Source organism: Fictibacillus nanhaiensis (assembly GCF_042686385.1).
In the GTDB taxonomy this organism is placed as follows: Bacteria; Bacillota; Bacilli; order Bacillales; family Fictibacillaceae; genus Fictibacillus; species Fictibacillus nanhaiensis.
Map to the genome: position 1 here is coordinate 33,021 of NZ_JBHUPF010000015.1, position 11,789 is coordinate 44,809.

General features: G+C 39.3%; 12 protein-coding genes and 1 riboswitch. Of the genes, 3 read left to right on the forward strand and 9 right to left on the reverse strand.

The features are described 5' to 3' along the window. Window positions 1-13: 13 nt before the first annotated feature. The 8 genes from ACFS5O_RS19970 to corA form a co-directional block, all read right to left on the reverse strand. The gene (locus ACFS5O_RS19970; RefSeq protein WP_205724177.1) at window positions 14-1,003 is read right to left on the reverse strand and encodes an aliphatic sulfonate ABC transporter substrate-binding protein; all 990 of its coding nucleotides are present in this window, start codon (window positions 1,001-1,003) and stop codon (window positions 14-16) included. 97 nt (window positions 1,004-1,100) lie between these two features. After that, window positions 1,101-2,891, reverse strand: a complete 1,791-nt coding sequence (locus tag ACFS5O_RS19975) for a PLP-dependent aspartate aminotransferase family protein (RefSeq protein ID WP_205724176.1) — start codon at window positions 2,889-2,891, stop codon at window positions 1,101-1,103. A gap of 189 nt (window positions 2,892-3,080) precedes the next feature. Further along, a riboswitch (SAM riboswitch) is annotated at window positions 3,081-3,196 on the reverse strand. A 177-nt stretch (window positions 3,197-3,373) separates the two neighbouring features. Next, on the reverse strand, window positions 3,374-4,483 hold the full coding sequence (locus tag ACFS5O_RS19980) for a hypothetical protein (RefSeq protein ID WP_205724175.1): 1,110 nt from the start codon (window positions 4,481-4,483) through the stop codon (window positions 3,374-3,376). A 261-nt stretch (window positions 4,484-4,744) separates the two neighbouring features. Then, window positions 4,745-5,392 (reverse strand): nitroreductase family protein, encoded by a 648-nt coding sequence (locus ACFS5O_RS19985; protein WP_205724174.1) that lies wholly within the window; start codon window positions 5,390-5,392, stop codon window positions 4,745-4,747. An 89-nt stretch (window positions 5,393-5,481) separates the two neighbouring features. Next, window positions 5,482-5,706: a hypothetical protein gene (locus ACFS5O_RS19990; protein WP_205724173.1), complete on the reverse strand. Its 225-nt coding sequence runs from the start codon at window positions 5,704-5,706 to the stop codon at window positions 5,482-5,484. A 60-nt stretch (window positions 5,707-5,766) separates the two neighbouring features. Further along, window positions 5,767-6,312, reverse strand: coding sequence for a hypothetical protein (locus tag ACFS5O_RS19995; RefSeq protein ID WP_205724172.1), 546 nt, complete (start codon window positions 6,310-6,312; stop codon window positions 5,767-5,769). 101 nt (window positions 6,313-6,413) lie between these two features. After that, window positions 6,414-6,845 carry a general stress protein gene (locus tag ACFS5O_RS20000; protein ID WP_205724171.1) on the reverse strand — a complete coding sequence of 144 codons (432 nt, stop codon included), beginning with the start codon at window positions 6,843-6,845 and terminating at the stop codon, window positions 6,414-6,416. A 64-nt stretch (window positions 6,846-6,909) separates the two neighbouring features. Continuing rightward, window positions 6,910-7,881, reverse strand: a complete 972-nt coding sequence (gene corA, locus ACFS5O_RS20005; protein ID WP_318300049.1) for a magnesium/cobalt transporter CorA — start codon at window positions 7,879-7,881, stop codon at window positions 6,910-6,912. Window positions 7,882-8,075: 194 nt separating this feature from the next. On the opposite strand from corA, the gene ACFS5O_RS20010 reads away from it, so the two are divergent. Further along, window positions 8,076-8,780 carry a hypothetical protein gene (locus ACFS5O_RS20010; RefSeq protein ID WP_205724170.1) on the forward strand — a complete coding sequence of 235 codons (705 nt, stop codon included), beginning with the start codon at window positions 8,076-8,078 and terminating at the stop codon, window positions 8,778-8,780. A gap of 55 nt (window positions 8,781-8,835) precedes the next feature. Here the strand turns inward: ACFS5O_RS20010 and ACFS5O_RS20015 are convergent, their stop codons facing one another. Further along, complete coding sequence (locus ACFS5O_RS20015) at window positions 8,836-9,663, reverse strand: VanW family protein (RefSeq protein WP_205724169.1); 828 nt, start codon at window positions 9,661-9,663, stop codon at window positions 8,836-8,838. Between the two features lie 206 nt (window positions 9,664-9,869). On the opposite strand from ACFS5O_RS20015, the gene ACFS5O_RS20020 reads away from it, so the two are divergent. Further along, a complete protein-coding gene (locus ACFS5O_RS20020; protein WP_205724168.1) occupies window positions 9,870-10,781 on the forward strand; it encodes a permease in 912 nt (303 codons plus the stop codon). Window positions 10,782-10,796: 15 nt separating this feature from the next. Next, the gene (locus ACFS5O_RS20025) at window positions 10,797-11,651 is read left to right on the forward strand and encodes a TIGR03943 family putative permease subunit (RefSeq protein WP_205724167.1); all 855 of its coding nucleotides are present in this window, start codon (window positions 10,797-10,799) and stop codon (window positions 11,649-11,651) included. The last annotated feature ends 138 nt before the right edge of the window (window positions 11,652-11,789 follow it).

Here is an 11,789-nt window from a genome sequence, read left to right on the forward strand (position 1 = left end):
CTCCTCTCTCTCCTTATTGGTTAATCACTTTTTCTGCAAATTTCGGATTGATCAGTTTCTTTACAAGATCTTCGATGTTCGTATCTTTTTTGACAATCTCTTCTTTTTGGAGTACTTCGCCTGCAGCCGATATAGCTTTTTCATGCTGTGATCCTGGAACAGGTTCCTCGAAGTTGTTTCGTTGCAGTTGTTTTTTTGCGACATCTTCTTTAATCCCCGCTTCTTCTGATAAAAGTTTTGCTGCTTCCTCTGGATGTTCAATCGTCCACTTTCTTGCTTTCTCATAAAGTTCAATCACTTGTTCGACTTGCTTTGGATGGTTTTTCGCAAATTCAGAGCGTACGTTTAACGTTCCATACGTATTAAAGTCTGGATTACGATAAATGTACTTCGCACCGGATTCTACTTCAGTTCTCGCCATGTGCGGATCTAACCCAGCCCAAGCATCCACTTGCCCTTTTAAAAGGGCATTCGCACCATCAGCATGTTGTAGATTTACAATCTGTACATCCTTTGCAGACAGGCCAGCATCTGCAAGTGCACGGAGTAAAAAGATATGTGGGTCCGTTCCAAACGTTGCTGCTACTTTTTTTCCTTTAAGATCCTTTACATCTTTAATCGGTGAACCGTCTTTTGCGACAAGAGCCGTCCATTCAGGCTGGGAGTAAATATAGACTGATTCGATCGGTGCTCCTTTGTCTTTTGCGATCAGTGCTGCAGCACCAGCTGTTGATCCAAAATCAACGCTATCTGAATTCAAAAACTCAAGCGCTTTGTTGCTTCCTTGACTTTGAATCCACTCTACTTCTATCCCTTCTTTTTTAAATGCTTCTTCTGCCCATCCGAACTTTTTAAGCGCTAAACTAGTCGGAGAGTAAAACGCGTAATCGAGTCGGATCTTCTCTGGTTTCTCTCCCTCTTTCGCACTGCTAGAACAGCCTGATAAAACCAAAGCGCCAGCTATGCTTAAAGCCAGTGTTGCTTTCTGCCAAATCTTCAACATGTATTTCCCTCCACGTTTCTCTCTTTTTATATGGCTATTTTTTTGAGTTATTCTTGAAAGTCGTTGACTTCCGTTCCCGGCTTACCGATTTCTATTTTTAAAGTTCACACGCATACGTTGAAATAGTTCCTCTTAGACGTTGTGCTTCTTTATACGTACATCTGTTATGCACCACATCGATCCCAGCTTCTTTCGCAATTTTTGCTGCTTCTGGCGAGATGACACCTTCTTGTAGCCAGAACACTTTTGGCTGTGTGATCGCTGCTTCCTTTGCGAGCTCAATCGCTGCTTCTGGACTTCTAAATACTTGAACCACATCGATGGGAAACGGAATAGATTTTAAATCTGGATACGCTTTTTCATCAAGCACTTCTGTTTCTCTTGGATTAACCGGAACAATTTTATAGCCAAGTCGCTGCATTTTTCTGGCTAATCTATGGCTGGGTCTTGCAGGATTGGAACTGAGTCCCACGATCGCAAGCGTCTTAGGACGTTGAATTTCCTGATCATTCTCAACTGCTCGATACAGTGATGATTGCAACGCCCAACGAATAACACCCTCATCATTTATCGTGATCTCCGTGTTATCCGTCCCTATCCCAGTTGCCGTTTGTATCGCGCGATCAAGATCATTCGTAAGATCTTTTACGGACTCAAGTCCGACCGATAATCGAATAAGTTCTTCTGTTACGCCTGTTGCTACTAATTCTTCTCCACTCAGTTGCTGATGAGTGGTAGAAGCAGGGTGGATGATCAATGATTTTGCATCCCCAACATTCGCAACGTGTGACCACAATGAGATGTTGTTGATAACCTTACGCCCAGCATCACGTCCGCCCTTGATTCCAAAGTTTACGATCGAACCAAAACCATTGCTTAAATATTTCTTAGCAAGCTCATGACTTCTGTGCGAAGAAAGGCCAGGGTATGAAACCCAATCTACAGCTGGATGTTTTTCCAGATACTCCGCTACTTCTTGTGCGTTCTTCGCATGTTTTTCCACTCGTAGATGCAGTGTTTCTAAACCTTGTAAAAGGAGGAATGCATTGTGTGGACTTAAACATGCTCCGAAATCTCGTAAAAGCTGAACGCGTAATTTAGTCGCAAAAGCCAATGTTCCAAAGTCATTCGCGTATCTTAATCCGTTATAGCTGTTATCTGGCTCCGTAAATCCTGGATACTTCTCTGAGTTCCAATTAAAGCGTCCTCCGTCTACCACAACACCGCCAATGGCTGTTCCATGTCCACCGATCCACTTTGTGGCTGAATGAATGACGATGTCAGCTCCAAAACTTAACGGCTTTGTTACATATGGGGTTGCAAACGTATTATCCATGATTAAAGGTACACCGTTCTCATGCGCAATATCTGCTACTGCCTCAATATCTAGAACGTTAAGACTCGGGTTGCCGATCGTTTCAGCAAAAAATCCTTTCGTGTTTGGAGTAATCGCTTTTCTGAAGTTCTCAGGGTCTTCTGCATCTACAAACTTTACGTTGATTCCATATTTCGGGAGAGTAGTAGAAAATAAGTTGTACGTTCCTCCATATAGATTGGTAGCTGCAATAATCTCATCTCCTGCATGTGCGATATTTAAGATAGCTAGCGCAATCGCTGACATACCAGAAGACGTTGCAACTGCTGCTACACCATCTTCTAAAAGGGCGACTCTTTTCTCAAAAACATCGACTGTTGGATTCCCGATCCGGCTATAGATATTCCCTGGCTCATCGAGTGAAAATAAGCTCTGTGCGTGATCTGTATCAGAAAAAACATAGGATGTAGTTTGGTAGACAGGCACTGCACGTGAACCTGTTGTTGGGTCAGGCGCTTGACCCCCGTGTAGTAGTAATGTTTCAATATCGTATCCATCAAATGATTTTGTCATAAAAAATCTCTCCTTCTTATTATTAATTCAAATAAAATCTATAGGAAAACTAGGAATAAAGATTAGTGCTTATCCCTTTTGCTATATTCAATTTTTAAAATGAAATAAGTGACTAAGTGATGTTTGTGTGTGAAGTATGATAAGGGGAAAAAGAAAAACCCCCTTCCTAAGAAGAGGGTTTTGGTCCTCCTCTTATCTTTCAGATCAAAAAAGATCTGTAGGAATTGGCACCTTTCCAAACCAAATGTGGTTTGTTGGTTGCCGGGCTTCATCGGGCCTAGTCCCTCCGCCTCTCTGGATAAGAGATATTCAAATTATGTTTAACACATTAACGTGCTGATGTTTATTTAGTTCTTGAATAGGATTATAGAGTATGATGTTTTAGAAAGTCAACCGTTTTTTGAAAAATCATAAAAGTTATACAAAAGAAATGAGTGTTCAACTGTCAGCTTTGAATTAAGATTATGCCCATGCTATGCCGGTTATGCTAACTTTGTTCCACTTTTTTCATCCAACCATTGAAACTCTTCAATTTTTTTTACAAGGACCGTTATCCGATTGGCAATTGCATCTCTCTCACCGTAACGAATTTTCTGTTCGTTAGATAACTCATCCGTCTGAAGTAGTTGCCAATGAATCACAGTTAAATCAGTAAGTTGAATAAACTCCTCTTGTTTCACTCGACGCTTTACAGCTAGATCTCCTTGAGAATATCCTTCTAAAAATCCGTCAGCGATCCGTTTCAATCGATCTTCATACCGATCAAATTCATGTCGCGCATAACGTGGTGCATTAAAAAATGTCGGGAACAATGTCCTGTAATTATTAAGAAAATTCCCAGCAAGTGAATCCCCGCTATATAAGATGGGTACAGGATCGATTAAACTGACAGTACCATCTGAATGTAGCAATATATTCTCTGGAGATGTATCTTGGTTAGTAAGTACAACCGTTTGATTCTCTATCTCTCTATCATCCAAACAGTTTTGAAGGTCAATCAAAGCAGCTGGAGATATGGACCCATCATATGTATCTATAAATTTCTTAAAATCATCTATGTACTCCTTGTTTTCTTCTTTCATAGATTCTGATACATCGGAATGAAACTTTCCTTCAATATGTTTTCCGTTCCATGAGAGATAACCGAATCCTTTTAAACCATGATCTACAGCATTCATCTTGCGAAAGAACTCCCCAAGTTCCGCTCCGATATGAAACGCTTCTACAACCGTTAGTTGATCTAGCTTTATTGCTTTTCCCGCATATGATTCCACGGTAAACGTTCTATCTTTTTCTACATGATAGTTGAAAAAATCAGGGCAGATCCCTGGTTTAACTTGGTTCGCTAACTCATAGTATGCTTTCGTTCCTGCATATTCTGAGTGAATGGCCTCTTCGTCAAACTCTATGTTCCTACCATACGCCTCCGCTTTTGGAAATCTTACTACCACAGCATCGCCGGTGCGTAGTTGAACGAGATACGCAAGATGCCAAGCTCCTTCACCTAAATATTGAACCTGAGTCGGATCTTTAAGTTCTTCTAACCCACTTTGTTGCAATGCATAATCAATCAAGTCAAATGTCTCTTTCATAAGAAGTTCCTCTTTCTAAAATTGAAAATACGTTTCAAGAAACATATATTCGGTATATGTCGAAAAAAATCCTTTTTTCTTAGGTTTTCTTGTAGGTCTGAAGTCTTAAGAAGAGGTAAGAGGATGAGGAGTTTAAGAGGGATGGCACGAGTTGGCCTAGCATTTTCATATGGCGCTCGTATTTTTCATATGGCGCTCGTCCAGCATGCTTTTCAGCCGCTGGACGAGCTTTTCAAGGAACTTACAAAGTCCCAATCACCATCAATCTACATATGTGACGATGTCTTCTACTGCTTTTCTTGCGAGTTTTTTCGGTTGATCTTGTGGATGCCCGAGCGAAATAACCATGTTGATCTGCTTCTTAGATGGAATATCTAAAAAGTCACGAATCGCATCTTGTGCCAGCAGTACTGGTCCAGTCATCGGGCAAGTACCAAGTCCACGCGCATGGGCTGCAAGCATCAAGTTTTGGATCGCTAAACAGCTACTCTTGATTCCTTCCTCTTCCCAAACTGACTCTTCAGCAAGTTCAATCGGATCAAAGATCTTTTCTCGAAACTTAGATTCGTAAGGAGTGGCTAAACAGATGATCAATACGGGTGCTCCAGAGAACGCCGTCGCGTATGGACCAAAAGAGCGCGTCAGCAATTTTGCTTCCTTCGTTTTTCCGTTTTCTTCGGCCCTTGCAGCCAATTTATGAATAGCATCCCACGTCATCTCTTCGATTTTCTTTACTTTATCTTTGTTTCGAATCACGATAAATTCCCATGTTTGTGAGTTTGTGTCGCTCGGAGCATAACGAGCGCAATCCATGATTTCATAAATGTCTTCTTCAGCAATTGTTTGATCCGTAAACTTTCGGACACTTCTTCTGCCGTGCACGATTTCTTTAAAATCTTCGTATTTCATGATTGTCTCCTCTAGCACATGTATTGGATATTCTATATGTATTATACAAAAGATTGGAACTCTCTACAAAATACGTAAAAGAACAGTGCTTATTTTGCACTGTTCTCTGTTGCTTCTCTATCTTTTTTCGTTTTTATTCTTAATCCGATCAGGATGAGTGAAGCTCCCAATAATACACTTATGATATGGATCGGATCCATATTAAGAGACTCCCTTTGAACATTTAACTTCTCTACATACATTCCAAGCAGATAAGTACTGATCAGAACGATTATCCCAGCAGTAATGAGTCCAGCCTTCACATATGGCCTCATGGAAAAACCACCCTTTTCCCTTTTACATATATCTTATTCTTAGGAAAAGATAGAATACCTTTATTTAAAAACAATTTTAGCTAACGAATTGGCTTTTGCAAGATTCATCCTTTCTTCAACGAAAGAACGCACTTCCTCTTCAGCTTTTTTCTTGATTACAAATTCGACATATCGTTCACCTGTATGAAACCGAACTAAACCCCAACTTGGATATCCTGGATTTTCTGCTTGAAGTCCAGTGATCCAATCCACTGATTCAATCTGGTTCCAATCATAAAATTTAGTAGCCGATACAACGCCTTTTTTCCCGATCGCACCTCGCCAAATTTGAGTAAAATAGAGAAGTGTAAGAAACACCAATAAACAAATCATTAAAACATTTACAGGCATCGAAAGTTTCAGCAGACCAAAGCCTTGTGTAATGATGACCACAATCATAATCTCATGTGTCCAAAAATTCTTCTGTGTATATTCTCCACTATAAGAAAGTCCATAGACCGGAACTGCTCTTTTTTTGTCTTTTACATTTTTTAAAAGGTAATAAACGGCTGCCAAGATTCCTAATACGATTAAGATTCCAAAAAACACATTCAAAAAGAGTTCCATGTTTAAACACCCCACGTATCTTATATACAGTATTACGAATAAACAATGGAAAGAGTTTCAAAAAAGTATAAAAGACACCTATTAAAGGTGCCCTTCTGATTTTATTTTCTTTCAACCATAACTAAGATCTTCCCATCTTGTAGATCCTGCATATAACGCTCTGCATCACTTTCCGAAACGTCCATGTTTTGCAGGATTTCTTTCATATCCGCTTCATCGTGATCAAACATTGAAGCAAAAGGTCCAGCTGCAAGAAGTGGTCCGACTCCTGGTACTCCGAGGCCAGGGACGGCAATTCCTCCTCCAATACCTGTTAGAAAACCTGCGATTGTGCCATATGTAGCACTGTCTGCATCATCTTCCGTAATTTTTCTTTCATTTACATGAGTTTCATCTGCAACTTGGTCAACCATCTCATCATCTTTCGCAACGATTGAAATATCAGATGGATGATATCCTTTTTCGACCAATGCTTTGATTGCGCCAACCGCTTCTTCTTCTTTGGTATATGTACCGATTATATCTTTTTTCATTTGGTTTCCCTCCAAACGGTTCTTTACAAGTAGGTTCCCCTGTTAAGCATTTTTTAAACGGTACTCAGTCTTGCTCGAACCAACCTTTTTTCTTAAACCAAATGGACATAACCGCGCCTAATAAGACCATAAAACCTAATACATAGAAATAGCCATTTTTTGTTTGAAGCTCTGGCATGTTTGCAAAGTTCATCCCGTAAAGACCTGCGATAAACGTTAGCGGCATAAAAATTGTTGTGATGACGGTTAATGTTTTCATGATATTGTTCATACGGTAAGAGTTAAGAGAAATATAATTATCACGAATATCCGATGTCATCTCTCTGGCTGAAGTCATCATATCTGTTAACCTCAGGAGATGATCGTAAATATCATGAAAGTAGGACCTTTCTTCTGCATCTAAACCCACTCGTTTTGACTCGAGCATCCGATACAAAAGCTCCCGCATAGGTACGACCGTTTTTCTTAATGTTAAGAGATCTCCTCTAATATCAAAGATCTGATTAATGATTTTAGGTGCTTCATCATCTTCATTGCTTTCGATAGAAATGACTCGTTCTTCTAGTTCATGCATAATGGGGAAATACATATCTACTAGTTTATCCATCAACTTATGAAGAAGCTCATTTTTACCAAGTTCAGGCGGAACAGTCTCTAGTCCACTTAAATAATTCCACACAAAATCAATCTCTGGAACGTTTGTTTTATGATACGTAACCACACAGTTTTTTGTTGTAAAGATATCAACTTCAGTTGCTTCAAGTGTCTTTTTGTCGAGAGCGTGCACCACATAAAACAGATGACCTTCATAAAATTCTACTTTTGGACGTTGCAAGGCATTCACACAGTCCTCAACAGCAAGGGGATGGAAGTCAAAAAAAGTGCGCAATAAATTGGTTTCACCTGATGTCGGACAGTCAAAGTCAACCCAGAACCAATCAGGTTTCATTTCATTGATCTGTCGAAACGGTGGATTAATGATTACTTTATGATCGATGATAGCGATTGTGCGGACCATGATTACACCTTCTTTCATTTATTATCATTTCCCTAATTTCTTTAACTTTTTTCAGTGGTTTGAAACATTTTATAGGAATACAGCATTTATCTACAATAAGCTATGCTTTTTATTTTGACAATGAATAAACGGTACCTAGTGATGGATAAATAACCTTCATATTTCCTTAATCTGTTAAAATATAATGTAGTTATGAAAGGTGGAATGAAGTATTGAAAAAAAGAATCGTAATTTCTTTTGTTTTCATTTTATTGATCATCTCAAGTGTCGCAATATATAAGTACGTGCTAGAAGAAAATCGTTACTCATCAGTTTCCATAGTTCCTGAGAATCGCAACGACCTCCCCCTATACGATGGATTAGAATTTCAAGAACATCATTACTTGATAAAGGGAAATCATTGGTATGATATCTATAAATTTTATAGAGACACTCTTCCGAATCATGGCTGGAAGCTCGTTTTTAAACAAGCTTCTATAGAAGATTCGGGAGGCTTTATGTTGAGATTTCAAAAAAAGGATAAAGAACTACATATTGGTGGTGGCTGGAACCCTTATGCTAACGAAACTGAGACTACTTTTGACCTAAACCCCGTTTTGCATAAGACGATGTGGATTGATCAGAAACCCAGAAGCATTTGCGTTTACCTTAATAAAAACGCAGTTAACTGCAATAAGATTACCGATCAAAATAAGATAGAACAGTTTATAAAAATGGTCGACGAAGACGCTGTAAATAAAGACGATGCTCCTTTACAAAAGGAATTTGGAATTGTTGATGTGAACGGGGAAAAGATTGAGATTCATTATGATCCCCTTCTACCCTCTTTTACGTTAAAAACAGCCGATGAACGAAAACAGATGAAACCTGAGGCTTTGTTGGAACTTTTAGGCTTGACTCACTTACAGGAAAGGTAATGATTCAATCGATTTAAACAAACCCTCAGCCGTAAAATGGGCCAAGGGTTTTTATCTATGCGTTCTTTTGACTAGCTTCAAGCAGTGGCTCATACATCATGATGGCATGATTCTCCGTGACATATTCATCATCGATTTGTTTTCTTTGGCGATTAAATACTTTTCGATGGATTAAGTTATGCCTTAAATATCCACCCCAATAAGCAGGCGTGATCCAATGTTCCTTTTCATACACTTCATACGATTGTAATGGTTCTTGATCTGTTCGCCATTCTCCTACAAGATGGGTATCTGTTACGTATAAGTGAAGCTGGTAGGCCTGATTCGTCGTGTTCTTAATCTGCAAGTCCAGATAGTTATAAGCACAAGTTGCCCCGCTTCCAAATGGCTGTGTACGCTTAGAGTCCGGAAACACATCATAACTGTGACGATGACGTTCGGTTACAGAAAGCGGAGTATGCAACGTCAACCAATAGATCAGGTTTGAGAGCTGACAGAGCCCACCACCTGTTCCCTTCTTAAACTTTCCATAAAACAAGACCATACCATCCACATACCCTTTCGAGCGTGTAGTGGTTCCGATGCTCTTCCAATACGAAAAAGTTTCCCCTGGCTGGACTACGATTCCGTTTAATTGTTTGATAGCAATTCGGAGGTTTTTCACTTTATTATGCTGATACCACATCTCTACATCTTTTAATTTACGAAGAAGAATCGTCTGATGCGAAGAATGTACAAAAGGGAGTTGTTCACTCTTTCTGGTTTTGGCATAAGTCTTTTCATCTGTAAACCATTCAATATATCTTCTAAACGTATAATACTTTTTCCCTAACGAGATTCGTAAAGGCGATCGCCGCTTCGGACGCAGGTCAAAATGGTTCATTTGCTTACCCCTTTTGCTCAATATCATGATGGGAAATAAATGGTTTGGGGTCAGACCCCATTTCCCATTATCTTCTAATTCTTCATTAGCTATTTATTTTCCTTCGGCCCATACGTTATAGTGGGGATATTGCAAAATAAAAATTTACTTCATAAAGTTTATATTTTATGATGATAGGTAGTTTATAGAGTTGGAGGAATTATCGGATGCTCGACAAATCGTTTTTACAGATGAATACCGTATTTATAAGCATCCTCATCGAAGCACTGCCGTTCGTTCTAATTGGAGTGCTCATTGCAGGTTTCATACAGATGTTTGTCACTGAGGAGATGGTGGCACGAATCATGCCTAAGAATAAGATAGGTGCGGTTTTGTTTGGGGCAATTTTAGGTGCCATTTTTCCTGCGTGTGAGTGCGGAATCGTACCGATCACAAGAAAGCTGATCGAAAAAGGCGTTCCTGTTTTTGCTGCGATCCCCTTTATGCTTACAGGTCCGATCATCAATCCTGTCGTCTTATTTTCAACGTATGTAGCGTTCGGTAACAGATGGGAAGTCATGATCTATCGAGGCGGACTTGCTATGATTGTAGCTATCTTATTAGGATTTATCCTTGTCGTCCAATTTAAAAATTCAAAAGTACTTAAAAACGAGTTAGGTGCTGTTTCCCTATCACCGTCCAACAACGAAATAGCTGCAACGGTCTCACTTCCAAAGGTTTCTTTTTACAACAAATTGAAAGGTACGTTTGTGCATGCGGTAGAAGAATTCTTCTCTGTCGGAAAATACTTGGTGATCGGTGCTTTGATTGCTGCGAGTATGCAAACGTACGTAAAAACATCAACACTTCTAGAGATTGGACAAGGTGAAGTATCCTCTTCACTTGTGATGATGGGATTGGCTTTTATACTCTCACTTTGTTCAGAAGCTGATGCTTTCATCGCGTCTTCGTTTCAAAGTACATTTACAATTGGTTCGATCGTTGCGTTCCTTGTCTATGGTCCGATGTTAGATGTGAAGAACGTTCTTATGATGCTAGCTGCGTTTAAGAAAAAACTTGTGGTTAGTCTTGTTGGTTATATCACGATCCTTGTTCTAGTCGGATCTCTATTTCTTTAGAGGAGGTGTATCTCTATGATTCGAATCTTAATCTTAATCGGATTTACCTTTTTGTTCATGCATCTGCATGCTACAGGTGACATTAGCAAATACATCAATATGAAGTATTCCTATATCTCGTTTTCTGCCATATTCATTCTAGGGTTTTTAACGCTCGTTCAGTTCTATATTTATGGAAAGAGTGATGATGGCGAACATGAACACGATGATTCATGCACACCTGATTGTGGACACGATCATCATAAGAAACCTTCTCGATTAAAAAATGTAACGGTAAACAGCATACTCATTTTCCCGATCATTTCCGGTTTATTCTTTCCTATCGCTTCTCTTGATTCTGAAACCGTAAAAACAAAAGGGTTCCACTTTAAAGGCCTTGAGAACGAAGGCGATTTTGGTGAGCACCAATTTTTAAAGCCAGATACAAGTGTCTATTATGGAAAAGAAAGCTACAATTCTATTATGGATCAAGAACTGAAGCCCTTTACAAAAGGAAACCAAGTAGAGTTAAACGACAAGAACTATCTCAAAGGCATGGAGAGTATCTATTATAAACCTGGTATTTTCCTCGGAAAACAGGTTCAGTTTAAAGGGTTCACGTACAACGCAGAAGATCAAACTTCAAAATCGAACGAACTCTTTCTTCTACGTTTTGGTATCATCCACTGTATTGCCGATTCTGGCGTTTTTGGCATGATGGTTGAATTCCCAAAAGGTACATCATTTCCTAACGACAAATGGATTGAGATTAAAGGTAGTATCGAGACCCAATATTATCAGCCATTCAAAGCCGATATTCCTTATGTAAAGGTGAAGGATTGGAAAGAGATCGAAAAACCAAAAGAAGAATACGTGTATCGAGGATACTAAAGAAAACCGGACAGTAGACTGACATAGTCAATTGGGACATTAATAAAACACCTGTTAGGCTGCCATACTCCCCATTTCAATAGGGGTGTGGTAGCCTAATTTTTCTTGAATTCGCTCCTCATTGTAATACTTCATGTA

What these genes read in the sequence shown, in the direction of transcription:
- ACFS5O_RS19975 (WP_205724176.1), bottom strand. Translation starts at nt 2,891, where the DNA reads ATGACAAAATCATTTGATGGATACGATATTGAAACATTACTACTACAC.
- ACFS5O_RS20000 (WP_205724171.1), bottom strand. Translation starts at nt 6,845, where the DNA reads ATGAAAAAAGATATAATCGGTACATATACCAAAGAAGAAGAAGCGGTT.
- ACFS5O_RS19995 (WP_205724172.1), bottom strand. Translation starts at nt 6,312, where the DNA reads ATGGAACTCTTTTTGAATGTGTTTTTTGGAATCTTAATCGTATTAGGA.
- ACFS5O_RS20025 (WP_205724167.1), top strand. Translation starts at nt 10,797, where the DNA reads ATGATTCGAATCTTAATCTTAATCGGATTTACCTTTTTGTTCATGCAT.
- ACFS5O_RS19980 (WP_205724175.1), bottom strand. Translation starts at nt 4,483, where the DNA reads ATGAAAGAGACATTTGACTTGATTGATTATGCATTGCAACAAAGTGGG.
- ACFS5O_RS19970 (WP_205724177.1), bottom strand. Translation starts at nt 1,003, where the DNA reads ATGTTGAAGATTTGGCAGAAAGCAACACTGGCTTTAAGCATAGCTGGC.
- corA (WP_318300049.1), bottom strand. Translation starts at nt 7,881, where the DNA reads ATGAAAGAAGGTGTAATCATGGTCCGCACAATCGCTATCATCGATCAT.
- ACFS5O_RS19985 (WP_205724174.1), bottom strand. Translation starts at nt 5,392, where the DNA reads ATGAAATACGAAGATTTTAAAGAAATCGTGCACGGCAGAAGAAGTGTC.
- ACFS5O_RS20015 (WP_205724169.1), bottom strand. Translation starts at nt 9,663, where the DNA reads ATGAACCATTTTGACCTGCGTCCGAAGCGGCGATCGCCTTTACGAATC.
- ACFS5O_RS19990 (WP_205724173.1), bottom strand. Translation starts at nt 5,706, where the DNA reads ATGAGGCCATATGTGAAGGCTGGACTCATTACTGCTGGGATAATCGTT.
- ACFS5O_RS20020 (WP_205724168.1), top strand. Translation starts at nt 9,870, where the DNA reads ATGCTCGACAAATCGTTTTTACAGATGAATACCGTATTTATAAGCATC.